Genomic DNA, 19,206 nt, shown 5'->3' with positions numbered 1-19,206 from the left:
GGATCCATCATGAGTACAGAACATCTCCATCACGAACCCCAAAGCCGGGTGGTTGAACTGGACATTGAGGGCATGACCTGCGCCTCCTGCGTGAACCGCGTGGAAAAGAAGCTGGGCAAGCTCGACGGCGTCGAAGCCTCCGTCAACCTGCCGCTGGAATCCGCCCACGTCACCGTCCCGGCCGGCATCACGGACCAGCAGATTGTGGACACCGTCAACGCCACGGGTTACAAGGCAACGGTCCGACCCGCGCGCTACCTGAGCCAAAATGCCGGCCACGGAACCGACACCCTCGGCGTGCCGCCCGCCAGCGGCGACGTCGGGGGCATGCGGCAGCATGCGTCTAAGCGAGGCACGAGCGAGCATGCAGAGCATGTCTCCGACGGTGCCGCGCCTGGTGACCACCTGCAACACGGCGGCTCCGTTGGCACGCACGACCACATGTCCCACGGTCCCGCCGCCGCCAAGCTGTGGCCAAGGCTGATCCTCGCGGCGGTACTCACCGTCCCCGTCCTCGCGATTTCGATGATTCCGGCACTGCAGTTTCCCAACTGGGGCTGGGTAGCCGGGGCCCTGGCGCTTCCGGTGGTCAGCTGGGCGGCCTGGCCCTTCCATCGCGCTGCGGCCGTCAATGCGCGCCATCTGGCGTCGACCATGGACACGTTGGTGTCCATCGGCGTCGCTGCCGCCTACCTGTTCAGCGTGTGGCAACTCGCCACGGATCCCAGCATGACGGAGCAGCCGGCCATGGTCGGAATGGAGTCCGCCGGCCTCTACTTCGAAGTGGCAGCCGTGGTCACCACCTTCCTGCTCCTAGGCCGGTTCCTCGAAGCCAACGCCAAGCAGAAAGCCGGCGACGCCCTCAAGGCGTTGCTGAACCTCGGCGCCAAGGACGCCACCATCCTTCACCACGGCTCCGAACATAAAGTCCCCGCCGATCAGCTCCGCGTGGGAGACGTCGTGGTGGTCCGCCCCGGCGAAAAAATCGCCACGGACGGAGAGGTGATCGATGGCAATTCAGCTGTGGACGCATCCCTGCTGACCGGCGAATCCGTCCCGGTGGAGGTGGAGCCCGGGAGCAAAGTCACCGGCGCCACCATCAACACTTCCGGCCGGCTGCTGGTCCGGGCCACCCGCGTGGGCTCCGAAACCACGCTGGCACAGATGGCTCGGCTGGTCTCACAGGCGCAGACCGGCAAGGCCCCCATCGCCCGCCTCGCCGACCGGATCAGCGCCGTCTTTGTCCCCATAGTTCTTGCCCTCGCCGTGCTCACGTTTGTGCTGTGGCTCGCGTTCAGCGGACCGGTGATTGAGCCTGCCGAGCTCAGGGCCGCTTTTACCGCCGCAGTCACCGTCCTGGTCATCGCTTGCCCGTGTGCTTTGGGGCTCGCCACTCCCGTGGGACTGCTCACCGGAACCGGCCGGGGAGCCCAGCTGGGCATCCTGATCAAGGGCCCGCAGGTCCTCGAAGACACCCGCACCGTGGACACCATCCTGCTCGACAAGACGGGCACCGTCACCACCGGAAAACTCGCTGTGGGCAACACTCTCGCGTTTGACGGTTACCAAGGCAAGGACGTGCTGCGGCTCGCCGGCGCCGTCGAGGCGGCGTCGGAGCACCCGATCGCACACGCCATCGCGGCCGCGGCTGTTGAGGCGCAAACCGGGCACGACGACGGCGGGCGGCTCCCCGCCGTCGAACACTTCCGTTCGGCACCAGGCGGCGGAGTGATGGGAACCATTGAGGGGCGCGTGATCTTGGCGGGCCGCACCGGCTGGCTCACGGAGAACGACGTCCGCCCTTCGGGCGCGCAGCTGGAGTCGCTGGCCACCGCGGAAGCCACCGGTGCCACGGCCATCTGGGTGGCGGTGGACGGCACCCCTGCCGGCATCATCAGTCTCCGCGACAACGTGAAGCCGGGATCCGCAGAAGCGGTCGCTAGGCTCAAGAAGCTCGGGCTGCGCCCCATTCTGCTGACCGGGGACAACGCCGCGGTGGCCGCGCAGGTCGCTGCCGCCGTCGGCATTTCCCCTGACGATGTTTATGCAGGTGTTCTGCCTGCCGGGAAGGTCGACGCCGTCCGTCGGCTCCAGGCGGGCGGGGCCATTGTGGCGATGGCCGGCGACGGAGTGAATGACGCCGCCGCGCTGGCGCAGGCTGACCTGGGCATCGCCATGGGATCCGGTACCGATGTGGCCATCGAGGCGGCGGACCTCACCGTTATGGGCAATGATTTGGGACAAGTGGCACAGGCCATCGAATTGTCCCGGCGGACGCTGGCCACCATCAAGACCAACCTGTTCTGGGCGTTCTTCTATAACGCCATCGGCATTCCCGTGGCCGCCCTGGGCCTTTTGAACCCGATGATCGCCGGTGCCGCGATGGCGGCGAGTTCCGTCCTGGTGGTGGCCAACTCGCTCCGGCTGCGCACCTTCGGCAAGTAGTGCCTCAGGCGGCGCCGAAGCGCACGGCCGCCCGGGCCTTCGCTTTGGCGGCCTCTTCTTCCCGGTCTTTGGCGGGAGCGTGGGCGACCAGCGAATCCAGCAGGTGTTGGGTGATGTGGGCGATCTCGTGCACCGCCGCTTCGAAGGCGTCTTCGTTGGCCTTTGACGGCTTGGTGCTGCCGCTGACCTTACGCACATACTGCAGCGCGGCGGCATGCACTTCCTCAGAGGTGGCATGCGGTTCGTAATTGTGGAGGGTTCGGATATTCCGGCACATACAGCCATGCTAGGCTCTGGAACGCTTCGGATCGACCCCCAGCCCTGTACTGGATACGGGTCCCGCGCCCATGGGGAGTGGTGCATGGGCAGCGGTGCCCATCGACAGTGTTTTGGGGCCGGGATAGGTTCTAGGTAATGGATCTTCCGGATGAGCCGGGGGCCGCTGGGGATGCCGATCTGGATCGGATCCAAGACAACGAGGAGAAAACTGATGGCTATTTGGGGCGCAGATGTGGAACAGCTCAGGACTCTTGGCAGCAAGCTGCAGGCCGGTGCTGGCGAAATCGAGCAGCAGCGGTCCAACCTCTCCCGCGTGCTGGACAGCACCAACTGGGAAGGCCCTGACGCCACCCACTTCCGCGGCGAATGGTCCGGCACGCACACCGCGGCTCTGAACCAGGTCATCCAGGCGCTGAAGGATGCCGGCCAGAAGGCCACCAAGAACGCCAACGAGCAGGACCAGGCTTCACGCTAACCGCAGAAGCTCTAACGCGGGGGCCCGGACACAGCACAGCGTCCGGGCCCCCGCGGCATTTAACGGCTGTGCACCGTGCTGTGGCGCCTGTCAGGGCAAGGCAGCCGGCACTCAGGGCACAGGTTCGACGTCGTTCGCGTGGTCCAGGGGCGCGGGCGCCCCGCCAGTCACTGCGGCCGGCCGGGAGCGCAGCTCGTCCAGCCGGACCAGAACGACCCCGCCCACAATGAGGGCGCCGCCCAGGAGTTGGATGGCGCCGGGCAGCTCACCCAGAAGCAGCCAGGCCCAGATCACGGCGAACAGCACCTCGGTCAGCGAAACGAAGGACGCAACCTTGGAGCCAAGGGCGCGGGCAGCGATAATGCCGGAAACGTACGCCAGGACTGTTGCCAGGATGACCAGGCCACCCAAGGAGACCCACCAGGGCGTGATCCAGGGGCCCAGCCTGGTATCCACGGTGCTGAAGGCCATGGGAAGCAGTCCCGTGGCGGCCGCCAGCCACATGACGGCGGCCCCCACCAGCAGCCCGACGGACGCCAGGACGATGGGCGGCAGGGAATCATTTTCCTTGGCCGTGATGAAGAAGTAGATGGCAAGGCAGACGGCAGCGGCCATCCCCCACAGGACCCCGATGATGTCGATCTTGACCGTTCCGGTGAGGTCCAGCACGAGGATCAGGCCGCCGAGCGACAGCACTGTTCCGCCGAAGGTCAACGCACGTGGCCGCTTCCTGCTGGCTCCCCATAGCCAAAGCACGATGAGGACCGGAGCCAGGTACTCAAGCAACAGCGCTACGCCCACGGAGAGGCGGGCTACGGCGTTGAAGTAGAACAGCTGGCACGCGGCCACCCCGATCAGGCCGAAAAGACCGATGGTGACCCAGTTGTCGCGCAGCTGGTACCACCGTCCGCGCAAAGCCAGAATGGCAGGAACGGCGAGAATCAGCGCCGCACCGGTCAGGCGGGCCGTCACGGCGGCGCCCGGGGACCAGCCGGTTTCCAGGAGCGCCTTGGCGAAGGAGCCGGATAGCCCGAAGACAGCAGAAGAGAACAACGCGATTCCAAGACCGGAGCCAAGGAATCCGCCCGCGGCTGCGGGGTTAGGGGCGGCAGACACCGACGCCTCCTGTCAGGAGTAAAGTAGGGTAATGGTCCTGACACTACGCCGGGCCCCAGTAAGGAGTCAAGATGGTCTTTGCCCCTGACACCGAAATAGCCCTGCGCACCGTGGTCAACCTGATCAACACCGCCGCCAACGGCCGTGAATCACTCGCCACGGTGGCGGCCCTGGATCACTTCCTCCAGTCCGAAGGGTTCAGTGGATCCCGCGCCCGCGATGCGGCGGAAGTGTCCAGTGTCCACGAACTGCGCAGTCGGCTTACCGCCCTGTGGACGGCAGACGAAGACTCTGCCGTGGCGGGCGTCAACCGCCTGCTGCGCGAGGCGAACGCACTCCCCCAGCTGATGAAACACGACGAGTGGGACTGGCACCTGCACGCCACCGCCAGGGACGCGCCGCTGGCAGAGCGCATGGGCACTGAAGCTGCCATGGCCCTGGTAGACGTCATCCGGAGCAAGGAGATGGACCGCCTGCTGGTGTGCGAGGCCGACGACTGCGATGCCGTGGTCTTGGACCTCAGCCGCAACCGGTCGAAACGGTATTGCGACACCGGGAACTGCGCCAACCGCGCGCACGTGGCAGCGTACCGAGCGCGGCAGGCGACGGTTCGCTGAGCCAGGGCCGGGTCCGGCCCGGCGCGCGAGGAGCCGGTGGGCTAGGAGTGGCTGGGGCCGGGGCTGTCAGCGTCCGGAGACTCAGGGGCGCCGCCGGCTTGGCTTGGGCCGTGTCCGCCGAATCCATGCGACGGCTTCCGCGCTGAACTCAGGTTGACGCCGGATCCCTTGCCCAGATGTTCGGCGTTCTCCTTGTGGCTCATGGCCAGCATGGCGGCGATCACCAGGGTGACGATGAACGCGATGCCGGCGCCAGTGAAGGCGAGGTCGAACCGGGGGGTCTTCGAGCTGCCGCCGGAGGCGAAGATCAGCACCGCGACGAAGGCGAGGACGGCCCAGAACGCGGAGAACATCAGCGGCCCCTTCACCGAGGTCCGCAGATTGCGCGGTTTTCCTGGTTTCTGGTCTGCCAAGGTAGTTCCTCTCCTACAGCCATGCCGGAGGGCGTGCTGGTTCGAATGTGTGCGGGGGTTGTTCCGGGCGTGTTTTCTACGCCGGGTAGAACCTTTCGCTTCTAGTTTACGGCTTCGCGGCGGCGGGCCGGGAATCGTGCCTTAGCGTCAGCGCGGACAGGACCCACAGCACACCGGAGATGATGGCCCCGCCACCGGCGACGCCAAGCATGGCATGGGCTCCGAGGCTGATGAAGAAAGGCAGGACGGCCGCGGTGCCAAGCCCGATGATGCCCGAGGCCAGCCAGTCGCGGGCCAGCACGTGCCGGCCGCGATACCGGAGTCCGCAGTACAGCTCCACCGCTCCGGCCAGGCCAAGTCCTACCGCCGCGACGACGCCGAAGACGCGGTCCCCGTGAAGCAGCGCCAAGGCAACACCTGCGCCTGCCAGGGCGGCCCCTGCGGCGGAGAGGATTTTGCCGGGCATGCCGTCACGCGCGTAGCCGGTCTTCGGGATGGCCCAGAGCAGCAGCAGGCCCGTGACCAGCAGATACAGCCCGCCTGCCCAGCCCATGACCTGGACCGATGGTCCGCCCCAGAAAATGGTCACGGCGCCGAACACCAGCGCGGCCACGGCCCGGAGCAGCACCGGCTTCCACAGGTCTGCCTGCTGGGCGGTGCCTGCGGGAGCATCTGTGGGTGTCAGTGGTTGGTTCACCGGTCCAGTTTAGTGGCCGCCGGCCCTATGGCGAACCCAGCACCATCCAGCGGTCCGACCGGGCGCGCAGGCCCAGCGTCACCGCCCGGGCGGCCACATAGCCCAGCGCAAAGGCGGCCCACAGCCAAACGAGGCCTGCAGCAGCGGACATGCCGGAGACGGCAACGGCCACGAGCATGGGGGCGTAGACGGCGAGGTTGACTACGCCTGCCAGCGCCAGGTACTTGGCGTCACCGGCGCCGATCAGCACTCCATCCAGGACAAAAACATAACCGGCAAGGGGCTGACCGGCGGCCATGATCCACAGAGCGTATGTCAGCACGGACTGCACGCCGGCGTCGGAAGTGAACAGCGCCCCCGCCCAGGGCGCAGCGACGGCCAGCAGGGCTCCCGTGACCACGCCGAATCCGATACCCCAGCGGATCATGGTCCGGGTTAGGTGCCGCGCCCTGACGGGGTTGGATGCGCCCAGTTCCTTGCCGATCAGGGCCTGGGCGGCGATGGCAAGGGCATCGAGGGCAAAAGCGAGGAACGAGAAGATGGTCATGGCCAGCTGGTGCGCCGCCAGGTTGACGGCACCTTGCCCCGTAACCACAAATACCGTGGCCAGGATGGCGACGCGCAGGCTCAGCGTGCGCAGCATGAGCCACGAACCGACCCTGGTCATCGCGCGGATACCGCTCCAGTCGGGCCAGAGGCTGATGCCGTGCCGGGCAGCATTTCGCTGGACCATCAACAGATAGACGGCCGCCATGGCCCATTGGGCCACGCTGGTGCCTGCCGCCGAGCCTGCAACGGACCAGTCCAGCCCGTAGACCAGCCACAGGTTAAGGACAATATTCAGGGCAAAGCCTGCGGTGGCCACGAGCAACGGCGTCCTGGTGTCCTGCAATCCGCGGAGGACACCCGTGCCCGCAAAGATAAGCAGCATTGCCACCAGGCCGGGCATGGACCAGCGCAGATAGTCAACAGCGAATGAACGCACGTCACCCTCAGCGCCCATGAGGGACACCAGCGGTTCAGCGGCCCAGAATCCGGCCACGGCCAGCACCATGCCCAACAGGAGTGCCAGCCAGACGCCGTCGCGCCCTGCGGCGAGCGCCTTGCCCAGCTGGCCGTGTCCCATCGCGCGGGCCACCGCCGGGGTGGTGGAGTAGGCGAGGAACACCATCAGGCCGACGGCGGTGTGCAGCACGGCGGAAGCGAGCCCCACGCCGGCCAGCTGGGCCACGCCGAGATGGCCCACAATGGCCGAATCCGCGAGCAGGAACAGCGGTTCGGCAATCAGGGCGCCGAACGCCGGCACGGCGAGCCGCAGGATTTCCCGGGCATGGCCGGCGGAACGCTGCACGGCAGCGGGGGCGGATTGGTTGGGCACAGTTTCAGCCTAACGGCCGGCACCGACCACCTGGCGGCCCTGATTCCGTGACGCCGGAAGTCATGACCAAGGACACAGCAGAAGACGCTTAGTTGACACTTCAACTAATGATCAAGGAGACTCGATCTATGAATCAGTCACGCCTCACCACCACCGCCATCACCGTCCTGCGCGTCATCCTTGGCTTCCTCTTCGCCGCCCACGGCTGGCAAAAGTTCAACGAATGGACCATCGCCGGCACCCAGGCAGCGTTCGCCCAGATGGGTGTGCCCGCAGCCAACGTGTCAGCACCACTCATTGCAGGCCTCGAACTGGCCGGCGGCATTGCCCTCATCCTGGGCGCACTCACCCGCGTGGTGGCCGCCCTGCTGGCCGTAAACATGATCGGCGCCCTCTTCCTGGTGCACGCCTCGGCAGGAGTCTTCGCTGACAAGGGCGGGTACGAACTGGTGCTGCTCCTGGGCGCTGCCGCCCTGGCACTCGCACTCACCGGAGCCGGCCGCGTGTCAGTGGACCGCGTCCTGTTCGGCCGCAAGGGCTCCAAACTGGCAGTCCTCGCGTAAGGCGGACTCCCACAACGGAACGTAAAGCCCGACGGCGGACAGTACCCAGGCGCCGGTCCGCCGTCGCGCTTAACGTCCTTAGCCGTCAGAAGGTCAGCCGGCAACTCCGGTCAGTTCGTTGGCGGCGCGTTCCAGGACGGCACTCCTGACCACCTTTCCCGCATTGAGGTCAACGGCGTGGATGGTGGAGGCGGCCGGTTCCGTGACGTAGGCCGTTGAGCCCTGGACAAACAGGGTGGGGCGGGGATCCTGCCAGGCATCCGGCTCCGTCCAGGCGCCAACCACGGAAATGGCAGCGGTGACCTCGCCCGTCGTCGGATCAATGACATGGAGCGCCCCGTCCGTGCCCAGCACCAGGGCCTCCCCGGCCGGACCGCGGCCCAGGGAACGGAAGGAATAGCTGGTGCCCAGGTCCACCAGCTGCAGTGCCCCGGTGTCAGTGTTGACCAGTGAGATCCGGGTGGGCCGCTCAAGCTCGGCGTCCCTGTCCACCTTGTAATCTCCGAGGATCACTGGAGAGTCGGGGCTTCCGGCCTGGTTGCCCATGCGGCCGTACGGGTCGGGGCTTGCAACCTTGGTGAAGGCGCCGTCCCGGTAGACCAGCATGCCGTCCTCACAGCCCACCACGACGGTTTCACTGCCTGCCACGGCCTCGCCATGCACGCCGGGGCAATACTCGTTGCGGAGCAGTTCACTGCGTCCCTGCCCGCCGTCGCCCGCCGGCGCACTCAGCAGCGCCAGGCCATTGCGGCCCTCCTCGTTGCCAAGGGTGACCAGCAGCTTCCCATCCGCCAGCTGCACTGCCACGCCATGATGGGCTTCGGGCGTGGTGTAGGTGCTGGTCGCGGGCAGGCCGGTCTTGAGTGCGTCAGTCAGCGTGGCCGGATCAAAAACTTCCACCTTGCCCGACCCGTCATTGAACAGCACTGTCTTCTCGGCGTGGTTGACCACATGGCCGGCCTTGGTGGCGCTGAAGGCCCTGTCCGTCAGCCGCGGTGCGGCGACATAGGAGTGTCCGTGGTCGCCGTGCGCCTCAGTCCACACGCCGGCGTCAAAGACGCGGAAGGAATCTCCGGTGGACACCAGGACGTGCCGGCCGTCCCCTGCCGGACTGAGGCGGTTGAATCCCTCCAAGGGCGTTTCCCCCACTATCCGCAGTGTTTTGGCGTCGAGGACCGTAATACCTGCATCGTGGGTCAAGATCAGCCGCGGGGCTGGCGCCTGGGACTCTTTTGCCTCGCCGCCTTCGGCGGTGGCACTGCCAGCCGCATTGGTGTTTGTCGTGGGTGAGGGTCCAGCGGCCGTGCCGGGCGCGCCCCCGCACGCCGAGAGGAGAAGTGCGGAGGCCACGAGCGCCGCCGGGAACATCCGGGAGCGGCGTCGGGGGAAGGGGAAACTGGGTTGAGGTGTCATCATGTTGTTAATGATACTCATTCTTATTTACAGATGTATGTCAGCCCCGCCCCTCCGTCTCAGTAAGATCGCAGCATGACTGAGACCGCGGCCACTTCCGTAACCCTCCGCTTCCTGGCTGCCCCCACGGATGTGGGCCACAGCGGCTCGGTGGACGCGGGGACCGTCCTGGAGTGGGTGGACAAGGCCGCGTACGCTGCCGCCGTGGGCTGGGCCAAGTCCTACTGCGTCACCGCCTACGTGGGCAACATCCACTTCGCGGACCCGGTGAACAGCGGCGACATGGTGGAGGTGGAGGCCACCATCGTCTACACGGGACGCTCCTCCATGCACATCCGGACCGTCGTCTCCTCAGGCGATCCCAAGGGCGGCCCCGCCACGATGCGCAGCCAGTGCATGGTGATCTTTGTGGCGGTCGGGGAAGACGGGAAGCCCACCGCCGTGAAGCAGTTCGAGCCGGTCACCGCGGCGGAGATCGAACAGCGCGATCATGCGCTGGCGCGGATCGGGATCCGCGAACGGATCGTCGAAGCCATGAACGCCCAGGAATATACCGACGCCGGGACAGCCGAACGCGTGACGCTGCGCTTCATGGCCGCCCCCACGGATGTGAACTGGGGCGGGAAAGTGCACGGCGGCATCGTGATGAAGTGGATCGACGAAGCCGCCTATGTCTGCGCGTCCCGGTACTGCGGAATGGACACCGTGGCGGTATTCTCCGGGGGCGTGCGCTTCTACCAGCCCCTGCTGATCGGCCATGTGGTGGAGGTCGAGGCGAGGCTGGTCTACACCGGGACCAAAGGCATGCACATCGCCGTACACGTGCGCTCCGGTGATCCGAAGGGCAAGGAACTGAACCTCACCACGTATTGCCTCACCGTCATGGTGGCGCGCGACGCCGACGGCAACTCGGTGCCCGTCCCCGGCTGGGTGCCGCTCTCGGCGGAGGACAATCGGCTGCATGCCCACGCCCGCGAACTGCTCGAGATCCGCGGGACCGCTCCGGGGAACCGGCTGCCCAACCACCTGCTGGGGCAGGGCTAAGCCCGCCAGCCGCGTCGGGAACGGGCCTAGAAGCCGCTGCCTCCGGCGTCGGCCGCCATGTTGGCAAAGCGCGAGTAGTGGCCCTGGAATGCCACCACAATGTCCTTGGTGGGGCCGTTACGGTGCTTGGCGATCAGGATGTCCGCCTCGCCTGCACGCGGGGATTCCTTGTCATAGACGTCCTCACGGTGCAGCAGGATGACCATGTCCGCGTCCTGCTCGATGGAGCCGGATTCACGGAGGTCAGAGACCATGGGCCTCTTGTCCTGGCGCTGCTCGGAGCCACGGTTGAGCTGCGACAGGGCGATGACAGGGACTTGGAGTTCTTTGGCCAGCAGCTTGAGCGCACGGGAGAACTCGGAGACTTCCTGCTGGCGTGACTCCACTTTCTTGCCGGAGCTCATGAGCTGCAGGTAGTCCAGGATCACGAGCTTCAGGTCATGCTGCTGCTTGAGGCGGCGGCACTTGGCCCTGATTTCCATCAACGACATGTTAGGGCTGTCATCGATGAAGAGCGGGGCATCATTCATCCGGCCCATGGTGGTGGCGATCTTGGACCACTGCTCGTCCTTGATGGTGCCCTTGCGAAGGTCCTGCAGGCCGATGGTTGCTTCGGCGGACAACAGGCGCATGGCGATTTCGTTCCGGCCCATTTCGAGCGAGAACATGACCGTGGCCAGGTTGTTCTTGATGGCCGCCGAGCGGGCGAAGTCCAGGGCGAACGTGGACTTGCCAACTGCCGGACGGGCGGCGATAACAATCATCTGTCCCGGGTGCAGTCCATGGGTGAGTTCATCGAGTTCATAGAACCCGGTGGGGACCCCGGTCATGCCTTCCCCGCGGTGTCCGGAAGCCTCGATCTCGTCCACCGTGGCTTCCATAACGTCCTTGAGGACCACATAGTCCTCTGCTGTGCGCCGCTCCGCCACGGCGTAAATCTCGGCCTGCGCCTGGTTGACCAGGTCCTCCACCTCGCCGTCGGAGCCATATCCCAGCTGGACGATCTTGGTGCCGGCATTGACGAGCCGGCGCAGAACGGCGCGCTCTGCCACGATCTCGGCGTAGTAGCCGGCGTTGGCGGCCGTAGGAACAGTCTGGATGAGCTCGTGCAGGTAGGCGGGGCCGCCGATTCTGTTGATCTCTGCGCGCTTGGTCAGTTCGTCCGAGACGGTGACGGCATCTGCCGGCTCGCCGCGGCCGTAGAGGTCGATGATCGCCTCGTAGATGGTCTCGTGCGCAGGCCGGTAGAAGTCCTGGCCGCGGAGAATTTCCACAACGTCCGCGATGGCGTCCTTGGACAGCATCATGCCGCCGAGGACGGACTGCTCGGCGGGAATGTCCTGTGGTGGCTTACGGCTGCCTTCTGATCCGCGGGTACCCTCGATCGAGTCCAGGTGCGTTACTGACAAAGCTGCCGTCCTCCGTAGTGTGCCGCGTCATGATGCGACGAGTAAGTCATTTACCTGCCGGGTGCCATCCCGAGGGACCTCCACGGGACGGCATACGTTCAGGTCTATCAGCGGCCACCGACAATGAAGCCCGGCGGGCCCGATTGAAGTCTGCGCAACTTGGAGTCTGCGCAACGCGCGTGGGAGTTATCCCCATATTCCGCAAGTTATCCACAGAATGCGCCGCAGCGGCCGGGCCGAAGGCCTCCACTGCGGCGACAGCACATGTCCGCGACGGCGTCATCGCGCCCCTAAAGCAGGTATCCCGCAACGGTAGCCGCCACCGCCGCAGCGGCCAAGCCCACAAGCCCGGAGGGCTGTGGATAACCTGTGCACTAACGGGCATAGCTTGTGCACAGCCTGTGGGCGAACCTGTGGAAACAAAAAAACTTTGGCCGCATACAAGCATCTGACCTGCGAAAACGTTCGTCGAGGATGTGGACTAGATTCTTTTTTCCCTAACCTTCATCCACAGCTTGCGGCGCGGCGCTGTTGAAAGATCTGCCCTTCAAAGCGTCTCAACCGCCCGATTCATGCCCCCAAGGTGATGCGACCCACACCGCCCGGCATTTTTTGACGCCACAGCAAATCGGCTGTATGCGACGGCAGGAATGTGCTGTGGATAACGGGCATCTGGCATAAGCTCTGACTATGGGCGACGTACTGATGGTGTTTTTGCCGGCCGGCGTGTTGGCGGCAATAATCTGGGCACTCACCACAGCCCTCAGGCCGCGTGATTCCGGAACCTCCGACGCCGAGAAGTACCAGCAGGACCTGGCCAGGCGCTCTGCGGCGCACTATGCCGAGCAGGTGCGCGTGGCAACAGCCGTGCGTGCCCGCCTCGAAGCCAACACCCGGCCCAGCCAGAACGAACAGCAGCAGTCGCAGCAGGAAGACCATGCCCGGACAGCACGGCGCGGGCAGTCCGGAGCGGGTGCCGGCCACTACGGTTATGCGGCGCTGCCCGGCGGGCATCTGGACCCTCAGCTGGCCATGCAGTTGCAGACGATGGCGCACGACGGCCACAAAATCCAGGCCATCAAACTCCTCCGCCAGGCAACCCAAACGGACCTGGCGACAGCCAAAAAGTATGTAGATCGGCTTTAGAATGGAATCGCTCGTGATCCCCGTTATTATCCTTGCGGTCGTGGCCGCCGGAGTCGCACTGGCAGCCCGGGCGGTCAGCAGGCGGCAGGCGGCCGTCAAGCAGGCCCGGACCGCCCCGGCGCCGGATCCGGTTGAGGTGGCCCGTCTGGCCGCCGCCAAGCTCTCTGAGGACCAGCACCGCAGGTTGTACGCGCTGATTGCCCAAGGACAGGCGATGGCGGCCATCAAGCTGTACTACGAGGCCACAGGCGACGGCCTGCGGGCATCCCGGGACGCGGTGGGGGCGCTGGCCGCCCATCCGCAGGCCTACCGCAGCCCTGCCGCTGAAGCGACGGAGGCAGAGCCCGACGACGACACGCCCCAGCGGTTCCCCTACCGTTACCGCGCCATTGCCAGCAAGGGCGACGTGACGCGTGAGGTCAGCAGCAACATGCTCAACGACGAGATCTACGGCCGCATCCGCACGCTGGCGCGCAGTGGCGACACCGAAGGCGCCGCCACTGCCCTGACCAGGCACTCGGACATCTCCCTGAAGCAGGCGCGCGAGTTCATCGCCCTCCTGGACGACTAGACCTGTCCTGGGTGACGCCCGAGGAGGCTGCCTCGCTCGCCGCCCGCGGCGAGATGCCCGGCTCGCACGGAGTGCTCGTGCGCCAGGCTCTGGCGCACGTCGGGTTCCCCGTGTGACCGGCGGCCATTCCTTGCACGCGAGCGTGCAACCCGCCCGGCCGGTGCGCTGACACCGGTACGGCTCAGCCACCGTCCGGACGCCAGTACCGCAGCCCGCCGCTGGTGGCGCCGTCGCGGGCGACGTCGACCACGGCGTACGGGAACGCCCGACGGTCCGACTGGTCAGGTCCGCGACCGCGGACGTCCGAACACCACGTGCCGGTGTTGACGTACCGGGTGGAGCACGCCTCGAGCGCCGACTCGAGGGCCCGGTGGGTGTGGCCCGAGACGTACCAGGCCACCCCGGAACCGTACGCCTCGAGGGTACGTGCGAACCGGCCCGCTGCAGCAGGAGCCTCCTCGCCGGCGACCCTGCGCCCGGCGGCCGCGAGCACCATGCGAGTCGCGGCGACCGGGAGCGCCGACACCGTCCGGAACCGGGACAGGCGCGCCAGGTCCCGAACGGCCACACCGTCGAGCGCGAGCCGCAGTGACTCGGTCTGCAACAGCTCGTCGTACGCGAGCTCCCGGACGCGGCGTTCCGCCCGCTCGGACGCCAGGCAGGCCCGGGCAACGGCCCCGGCACGGCTCAGGCGCGACCTCGACGGATGGGCGTTCCAGGCGGCGAGCGGTGGTAGGTCCAGCTCGTCGGTGCCGTTGACCGCCGCGCGGAGCACCTCGGGTATCCGGTGCAGCGCGTGGTGCTGGTGCCCATGCTCGGCCACGAGCACGTGGGGCACGTGCAAGAACCACGGGTGCACCCGGACCCGCGTGGGCTCGACGGGTGACAGCAGCGCCGACAGGCGGGCGGCAACCGAGGGCCGGGCCAGCTCCACGTCGTGGTTACCGCACACGAAGTGCAGCTGCACGCCGCGCGCCGCACACGCCTCCAGCGCCCAGAACGTGTCGAGGTGGCGGGCGAGGATGGACTCGAGCCGGGCCAGGCTCTCGTCCTCGGCTAACCCGACCAGCTCGAACGTGTCACCGACGAAGGCGACGTGCTGCTGCGGAGCGGAGGCGGCGAGCACCTCGCGGCGCAGGAACTCGGGCAGCACTCTGCCGGGGCACCGGGGGTCGTCGTCCGACACGCCTAGGTGGAGGTCGCTGAGGAGCCACCACCGCGCCGCGCGGCTCACGCGAGCAGTCCCAGCACCCGTGGAAGGAAGAGGAGCAGGTACATCGTCCACATGACGGCGACGACCCTGCGGCTCACCGTTCGGCCGAGGAGCCTAGGGCGGGTGGGCTGCCCGGCGTCTGGTCCGGCGCGTCGGACCTCGAGCGCGACGAGAGTGACGAGCAGGATGGCAGTCGCGAGCAGTCCCGCCAGGTCGATCATGACGCGGCCTCCTGCCGTGCGCGTGCCATGCACGCGAGGATGGTAATGACGCCCATCGTGACGACGCACGCCTGCCACGACCACACAGCGAGGTAGAACATCGCCGTGGACACGGCCGTGAGCGCGGCGAGGCCGAGCGCCAGGACGAGCAGCGCGCCGAGCGCGAGGTCGGTCACCGGCGTGAGTCGGGCCAGTGCCTGCCCCGGGAGCAGGACGAGCACGGCTGTCGCGGCGACCGTCTGTAGCGGTGTCGGCAGCCCGACGAGCGTCACCAGCGACAGCGCGACGGTCGCGAGACCGAGCGCCACGGTGGGCCGGCTGACGCCGCCGCCGCTCATGGCGTCACCCGGTACGCGCGTGCGTCGACGTTGCTGAAGGCGAGCTCCACGCCGTCCTGCACGCTCAGCCACGCCTCCAGCTCGGCGAAGCCGCGCGCGCTGCTGGCGCCCGTGAGTACGAGATTCGCCTCCGACGAGCGTGTGAGCAGCACGACGGCACCGGCAGGGTTGTGCCGGGCGTAGCCGTAGACGAGTGGGCCGCACGTCGCCGTCGACAAGTCGGACCGGCACAGGTCGTCCTCGATCGTCCGGTACCGGTGTTCGAGGTAGGCCTCGCTGCGCCACGGCGTCGGGTGGGCAGCCGAGATGATCGCCGAACCGGGGGGCGCGAGACGCTGCACGGCGGCGACGGCGGCGATCTCATCGTCGGTGAAGACGTCATACTGGGCGTTCCCGAACCGGCCCGTCACGGTCAGCACGGCCAGCAGGAAGCAGGTGAGCGCAAGGGCCCCCGCGGCGCGGAAGGAGGGGCGTGTGCTGCCGTCCGTGGGAAGCAGGACCGAGCACGCCTGCACGGCGATGAAGGGCAGCGCGAACAGCGAGACGCGGATGAGCATCTCCCCGCCGTACGACTGCGCGGGGAAGAGCAGCAGTGGGGTAACGGCGAGGAGGACCACGCGGATGTCGAGACGCCCTCTTCGCCAGTCGCGCACCGCCCCCGCCGCGGCGAGCGCCCACAGCACGAGGGTGAGAACGACCCGGACCTGCACCACGAGCACGTGCCCAGCGGTCCCGCTCAAGCGGTCTACGACGTTCGCCTCGGTCGCGGCCTGCAGCCCTGCGTCCGCCAGGGGTGGGTGCCCGACGAGGTATGCACTCGCGGGGTAGACGAGCCAGAGCGCCAGCACGACCGCGGTGATCAGGGGCAGCCGGCTGGGCCAGACACGTCCGCTCAGGGTGAGAGCGGTGATGGCGATCAGCACAATGAACGGCGTCAGCTGATGGCTCGCGCAGATGACCGTGATGAGCAAGAGGGTCACCGCGAGGGCGCTCACCCGGTGCCTCGGCCGGGGCTCGGCGGGCGACCGCCCTCGCCACCACGCCGCCAGGTCGGCGCGTCGGAAGCTGCGGAACTCGGGGGGCCGCGCGGCCAACGGGCCGAGGACCAGCGCGACCACGACGAGGTACAGGAAGAAGCCGAAGGCCTGGGGAGACAGGTAGTCCTGGTCCTGCCAGTTGCCGAGGCAGAAGACCCAGAGCACGAGCCAGCGCCGTCGCGGATCCCGCGTCAGGTAGCCCGTCAGCACGCCCAGGGCAACGAGCCACAGACTCATGTTGAGCACCGGTGCCCACAGGGCAACGGCCACCGGGTCGAGACCGGTCGCCCGGAGCACCGTTGCCAGGAGGGCGAAGAAACCCGGCCAGTTGAAGTACGCGTCGATGTCCGGGTCGATCCCCTGGGTGCGCGAGAGGGCGTCGGCGATGCCGAGATGACGGAACGCGACCTCACCCCGCGGTACGTCCGTCACGAAGGCTGCGGTCCCGAAGAGCACGAGCACGAGCACCACGACGAGCCACATCATGACCGGGCGGCGCGCCGGGCCTGCGGCATCCCCCCGCAGCGCCACGACGAAGGCGACGTTCAGAAGCAGGACCCCCGCCCAGAACGGGTAGGGCAGCACGGCGACGAGCCCCAGGTCGTTGTTCACGGGCACGGCCACCGTGGAGGCGGCCCCCGCGGCAAGCGCCAGCGACACGACGCCCGCCAGTGCGCACCACACGTCACGGGGCTTCCAGCGTCCCTCGGTGCGGCTGGTCGCACCGAGCGTGCTGGTCATCGCGCGTCCTGCGTGACGCGCCGGAGGACGAAGACCAGCCGGAGGCCGGCCGCCGCGGCCCCGATGGAGAGCACCACCAGCCACGCAAGGGCCATGGCGCTGGCGCCCCTGTCGGCGGCCGACAGCGCTGAAGTGCATAGGGCGACTCCGAGCGTCACGCCGACCACGATCGCCTCCGCGTAGCGACCGCGAGCCCGGCACACGGCGTTGTAGGCCTGCAGCACCGCGTACGGCACCAGTCCGGCCGCCAACCACCGCAGAGCGTCGGCGGACGAGTCGGCGTACCGTTCCCCCAGCAGACTGAGCAGCGGGTGAGCGAGGAGGACGAGGACGGCGGCAGCCAGACCTCCTACTGCGAGCGACCAACGGAGACTCGCCCAGGTGGTCGACACCAGGCGGTCCGGGTCGCGGACACCCTCGGAGAACTGGACGATGCCCATCAGCGTCGGAGCGGTGTAGGCGGCCCAGGCCATCATCCATGCGGGATACCAGTAGGCAGCGGCCTCCGGCGACACCATGTGCGCGAGCAGGAGCGGCAGCACCAGCCCGGGGGCGCGCTCGGTGAGGGTGAGGAGCTGGAGCGGAATGCCCAGCGCCAGCAGTGGACCGCCGCGCGCCGGGCGCAAGGACGGTCGCGGCCGGTAGCCGACCAGCCTTCGCAGCTGGACCGCACCGACGACGCACGCCACGGTCGTCCCGAGGGTCCAGCAGGCCATCAGCACGTCGGCAGAGGCGCCGTGCGCCCGCCAGGCCACGAGCGCTGCAGCCCCGAGTGAGACCCCACCGCCCAACGCGTACCTCGAGGTCGCGCTGGCACCGCGTCCCAACGCCACGAGCGCCTGGTCCAGCACAATGACCAGGGTGCCAGTGACGGCAGCCACGAGGAACGTGAGCCAGAAGAGAACCGAGACCGAGGCCGTGTCCGGCGTCACGGCCGACTGCAACATGAGGTAGCCGAGGGCCAGCACGGTGCCGGCTACCCCCACGATGGCGAACGCCGCGTCCAGCACCCGCGCGGGCGGCTCCCCTCGCCCAACCGCGACGATCACGGCCGACCCGGCGCCCAGCACCGCGAGCTGCGTGCAGATCATCACCGCGGAGACAGCGGCCATGGTGAGCCCGACCTCACGGTCGGACGTCGCGCGCGCGGCCACGACCCAGAAAGCGAAACCCCAGCCCGTCTGGGCGGCCTTGCCCACGACGAGGCCTAGCGAGCTGCGCAGGGCGGAGTGCCGGACGCGCGATCCGTCCGTTCCAGCGGTCCCCCGCTCAGCCCTCATGGCGCGAGACCCCTCGCCAGGCCCACGTAGTTGTACCAGCAGAAGGCGGCGTAGTAGCGCAGCCACCGAGGCTGGCCCGCGGCGAGGCTCAAGGCGCTTCCCCGGACTGCCGCGGCGGCGGGCAGCAGCGCCAACCTCGCACCGCGCCAGCCGCGCTTGCGGATCATCCGTCCCAGTCCCGTTCCGTCCATGAGGAACTGGTCGAGCGCGAAGTCGAAGTCGTCTGCGGCGAAACGATGTTCGACGACGACCCGGCGTGACACCGCCGTTCGCAGCCCTGACTCCCGCATCCGCCAACGCAGCTCGATGTCCTCCCCCGACTTGAACGAATCGTCGAAACCCACACGCAGCATCAGGTCTCGGTCGATGAGCGTCGCCACGAGCCCGAACCAGTAGCGGCTGCGGCCGGTGCGATGGTGACGTGCCAGCGCCTGCCCCCAGTAGCCGGGTCCACCGACACTCTCCAGACCGGCCTGGAGGGCGTCGTAGCCGCCCTCCACCAGCTCCGCGAGCAGGTCGGCGACCCCCGTGGGCCCGAACACGACGTCGGCGTCGACGAGCAGGACCCAAGGGGTGCTGCTGCTCTGCACACCGTGCGTTCGAGCCCATGGCAGGCCGCGCCCCTCGTCACTCAGGACCCGGGCACCGGCCGCGAGGGCGAGGTCGACGGTGCGGTCGGTGGAGCATCCGTCCACCACGATGATCTCGGCGACACCGGACTGACGCAGGGCCTCCAGGCAGCGCGGGAGCAGGTGCTCCGCATTGCGGGCCGGAACGACCGCGGTGACCTCGCCAGGGCTGTGACCCACT

Annotated in this window: 21 protein-coding genes; 8 read left to right on the top strand and 13 right to left on the bottom strand. The window is 67.7% G+C overall.

Annotated features, from left to right (window positions below; genetic code table 11):
- Positions 1-9 precede the first annotated feature (9 nt).
- Positions 10-2,445 carry a heavy metal translocating P-type ATPase gene (locus tag ACZYZ4_RS06730; RefSeq protein WP_463859315.1) on the top strand — a complete coding sequence of 812 codons (2,436 nt, stop codon included), beginning with the start codon at positions 10-12 and terminating at the stop codon, positions 2,443-2,445.
- Between the two features lie 4 nt (positions 2,446-2,449).
- Here the strand turns inward: ACZYZ4_RS06730 and ACZYZ4_RS06725 are convergent, their stop codons facing one another.
- Entirely contained in the window at positions 2,450-2,722 is a 273-nt protein-coding gene (locus ACZYZ4_RS06725) for a DUF2277 domain-containing protein (RefSeq protein WP_463859313.1), read from the bottom strand.
- 213 nt (positions 2,723-2,935) lie between these two features.
- On the opposite strand from ACZYZ4_RS06725, the gene ACZYZ4_RS06720 reads away from it, so the two are divergent.
- The gene (locus ACZYZ4_RS06720; protein WP_111908407.1) at positions 2,936-3,199 is read left to right on the top strand and encodes a WXG100 family type VII secretion target; all 264 of its coding nucleotides are present in this window, start codon (positions 2,936-2,938) and stop codon (positions 3,197-3,199) included.
- 111 nt (positions 3,200-3,310) lie between these two features.
- On the opposite strand, the gene ACZYZ4_RS06715 is transcribed toward ACZYZ4_RS06720, so the two are convergent.
- Positions 3,311-4,315 (bottom strand): EamA family transporter, encoded by a 1,005-nt coding sequence (locus ACZYZ4_RS06715; RefSeq protein ID WP_463859310.1) that lies wholly within the window; start codon positions 4,313-4,315, stop codon positions 3,311-3,313.
- Between the two features lie 71 nt (positions 4,316-4,386).
- Between ACZYZ4_RS06715 and ACZYZ4_RS06710 the strand changes: the two genes are divergently transcribed.
- Positions 4,387-4,932 carry a CGNR zinc finger domain-containing protein gene (locus ACZYZ4_RS06710; RefSeq protein WP_463859308.1) on the top strand — a complete coding sequence of 182 codons (546 nt, stop codon included), beginning with the start codon at positions 4,387-4,389 and terminating at the stop codon, positions 4,930-4,932.
- A 41-nt stretch (positions 4,933-4,973) separates the two neighbouring features.
- Here the strand turns inward: ACZYZ4_RS06710 and ACZYZ4_RS06705 are convergent, their stop codons facing one another.
- From ACZYZ4_RS06705 to ACZYZ4_RS06695, 3 genes are all read right to left on the bottom strand, one after another.
- Positions 4,974-5,345 (bottom strand): hypothetical protein, encoded by a 372-nt coding sequence (locus ACZYZ4_RS06705; protein ID WP_463859306.1) that lies wholly within the window; start codon positions 5,343-5,345, stop codon positions 4,974-4,976.
- A gap of 106 nt (positions 5,346-5,451) precedes the next feature.
- Positions 5,452-6,042, bottom strand: a complete 591-nt coding sequence (locus ACZYZ4_RS06700) for a hypothetical protein (RefSeq protein ID WP_463859304.1) — start codon at positions 6,040-6,042, stop codon at positions 5,452-5,454.
- 25 nt (positions 6,043-6,067) lie between these two features.
- A complete protein-coding gene (locus tag ACZYZ4_RS06695; RefSeq protein WP_463859302.1) occupies positions 6,068-7,420 on the bottom strand; it encodes an MATE family efflux transporter in 1,353 nt (450 codons plus the stop codon).
- Between the two features lie 128 nt (positions 7,421-7,548).
- Here ACZYZ4_RS06695 and ACZYZ4_RS06690 point away from each other — a divergent pair, with 128 nt between their 5' ends.
- Positions 7,549-7,983 carry a DoxX family protein gene (locus ACZYZ4_RS06690; protein WP_426989048.1) on the top strand — a complete coding sequence of 145 codons (435 nt, stop codon included), beginning with the start codon at positions 7,549-7,551 and terminating at the stop codon, positions 7,981-7,983.
- 93 nt (positions 7,984-8,076) lie between these two features.
- Here the strand turns inward: ACZYZ4_RS06690 and aztD are convergent, their stop codons facing one another.
- Entirely contained in the window at positions 8,077-9,399 is a 1,323-nt protein-coding gene (gene aztD / locus ACZYZ4_RS06685; protein WP_463859300.1) for a zinc metallochaperone AztD, read from the bottom strand.
- 72 nt (positions 9,400-9,471) lie between these two features.
- On the opposite strand from aztD, the gene ACZYZ4_RS06680 reads away from it, so the two are divergent.
- Entirely contained in the window at positions 9,472-10,440 is a 969-nt protein-coding gene (locus tag ACZYZ4_RS06680) for an acyl-CoA thioesterase (RefSeq protein ID WP_463859298.1), read from the top strand.
- A gap of 26 nt (positions 10,441-10,466) precedes the next feature.
- On the opposite strand, the gene dnaB is transcribed toward ACZYZ4_RS06680, so the two are convergent.
- Complete coding sequence (gene dnaB, locus ACZYZ4_RS06675; RefSeq protein ID WP_463859296.1) at positions 10,467-11,849, bottom strand: replicative DNA helicase; 1,383 nt, start codon at positions 11,847-11,849, stop codon at positions 10,467-10,469.
- A gap of 690 nt (positions 11,850-12,539) precedes the next feature.
- Between dnaB and ACZYZ4_RS06670 the strand changes: the two genes are divergently transcribed.
- From ACZYZ4_RS06670 to ACZYZ4_RS06660, 3 genes are read left to right on the top strand one after another with little or no spacing between them, the layout of a single operon-like run.
- Positions 12,540-12,995, top strand: coding sequence for a hypothetical protein (locus ACZYZ4_RS06670; RefSeq protein WP_463859294.1), 456 nt, complete (start codon positions 12,540-12,542; stop codon positions 12,993-12,995).
- 1 nt (position 12,996) lies between these two features.
- Positions 12,997-13,566, top strand: a complete 570-nt coding sequence (locus ACZYZ4_RS06665; RefSeq protein ID WP_463859292.1) for a hypothetical protein — start codon at positions 12,997-12,999, stop codon at positions 13,564-13,566.
- 11 nt (positions 13,567-13,577) lie between these two features.
- Positions 13,578-13,682 carry a hypothetical protein gene (locus tag ACZYZ4_RS06660; RefSeq protein ID WP_463859291.1) on the top strand — a complete coding sequence of 35 codons (105 nt, stop codon included), beginning with the start codon at positions 13,578-13,580 and terminating at the stop codon, positions 13,680-13,682.
- A 65-nt stretch (positions 13,683-13,747) separates the two neighbouring features.
- Here ACZYZ4_RS06660 and ACZYZ4_RS06655 read toward each other — a convergent pair whose 3' ends face one another.
- The 6 genes from ACZYZ4_RS06655 to ACZYZ4_RS06630 form a co-directional block, all read right to left on the bottom strand.
- Positions 13,748-14,533 (bottom strand): hypothetical protein, encoded by a 786-nt coding sequence (locus ACZYZ4_RS06655; protein WP_463859289.1) that lies wholly within the window; start codon positions 14,531-14,533, stop codon positions 13,748-13,750.
- A 263-nt stretch (positions 14,534-14,796) separates the two neighbouring features.
- Positions 14,797-15,033, bottom strand: coding sequence for a hypothetical protein (locus ACZYZ4_RS06650; RefSeq protein ID WP_463859287.1), 237 nt, complete (start codon positions 15,031-15,033; stop codon positions 14,797-14,799).
- Positions 14,997-15,338: a hypothetical protein gene (locus ACZYZ4_RS06645; protein ID WP_463859285.1), complete on the bottom strand. Its 342-nt coding sequence runs from the start codon at positions 15,336-15,338 to the stop codon at positions 14,997-14,999. The genes ACZYZ4_RS06650 and ACZYZ4_RS06645 overlap by 37 nt, the downstream gene beginning before the upstream one ends.
- Positions 15,335-17,116, bottom strand: a complete 1,782-nt coding sequence (locus tag ACZYZ4_RS06640; protein WP_463859283.1) for a glycosyltransferase — start codon at positions 17,114-17,116, stop codon at positions 15,335-15,337. The genes ACZYZ4_RS06645 and ACZYZ4_RS06640 overlap by 4 nt, the downstream gene beginning before the upstream one ends.
- A complete protein-coding gene (locus ACZYZ4_RS06635) occupies positions 17,113-18,396 on the bottom strand; it encodes a lipopolysaccharide biosynthesis protein (RefSeq protein WP_463859281.1) in 1,284 nt (427 codons plus the stop codon). Before ACZYZ4_RS06635 ends, ACZYZ4_RS06640 begins: the two co-directional genes overlap by 4 nt.
- Complete coding sequence (locus ACZYZ4_RS06630; RefSeq protein WP_463859279.1) at positions 18,393-19,205, bottom strand: glycosyltransferase family 2 protein; 813 nt, start codon at positions 19,203-19,205, stop codon at positions 18,393-18,395. The genes ACZYZ4_RS06635 and ACZYZ4_RS06630 overlap by 4 nt, the downstream gene beginning before the upstream one ends.
- Position 19,206: the final 1 nt, after the last annotated feature.

Source organism: Pseudarthrobacter adonitolis, from assembly GCF_055412845.1.
Note: the sequence above shows the minus strand (reverse complement) of the source record. Positions and strands in the feature narration are given on the sequence as shown.

Coding starts and splice junctions, on each gene's coding strand:
- ACZYZ4_RS06680 (WP_463859298.1), top strand. CDS start 9,472: ATGACTGAGACCGCGGCCACTTCCGTAACCCTCCGCTTCCTGGCTGCC.
- ACZYZ4_RS06670 (WP_463859294.1), top strand. CDS start 12,540: ATGGGCGACGTACTGATGGTGTTTTTGCCGGCCGGCGTGTTGGCGGCA.
- ACZYZ4_RS06645 (WP_463859285.1), bottom strand. CDS start 15,338: ATGAGCGGCGGCGGCGTCAGCCGGCCCACCGTGGCGCTCGGTCTCGCG.
- ACZYZ4_RS06710 (WP_463859308.1), top strand. CDS start 4,387: ATGGTCTTTGCCCCTGACACCGAAATAGCCCTGCGCACCGTGGTCAAC.
- ACZYZ4_RS06640 (WP_463859283.1), bottom strand. CDS start 17,116: ATGACCAGCACGCTCGGTGCGACCAGCCGCACCGAGGGACGCTGGAAG.
- aztD (WP_463859300.1), bottom strand. CDS start 9,399: ATGATGACACCTCAACCCAGTTTCCCCTTCCCCCGACGCCGCTCCCGG.
- ACZYZ4_RS06730 (WP_463859315.1), top strand. CDS start 10: ATGAGTACAGAACATCTCCATCACGAACCCCAAAGCCGGGTGGTTGAA.
- ACZYZ4_RS06720 (WP_111908407.1), top strand. CDS start 2,936: ATGGCTATTTGGGGCGCAGATGTGGAACAGCTCAGGACTCTTGGCAGC.
- ACZYZ4_RS06690 (WP_426989048.1), top strand. CDS start 7,549: ATGAATCAGTCACGCCTCACCACCACCGCCATCACCGTCCTGCGCGTC.
- ACZYZ4_RS06635 (WP_463859281.1), bottom strand. CDS start 18,396: ATGAGGGCTGAGCGGGGGACCGCTGGAACGGACGGATCGCGCGTCCGG.
- ACZYZ4_RS06665 (WP_463859292.1), top strand. CDS start 12,997: ATGGAATCGCTCGTGATCCCCGTTATTATCCTTGCGGTCGTGGCCGCC.
- ACZYZ4_RS06725 (WP_463859313.1), bottom strand. CDS start 2,722: ATGTGCCGGAATATCCGAACCCTCCACAATTACGAACCGCATGCCACC.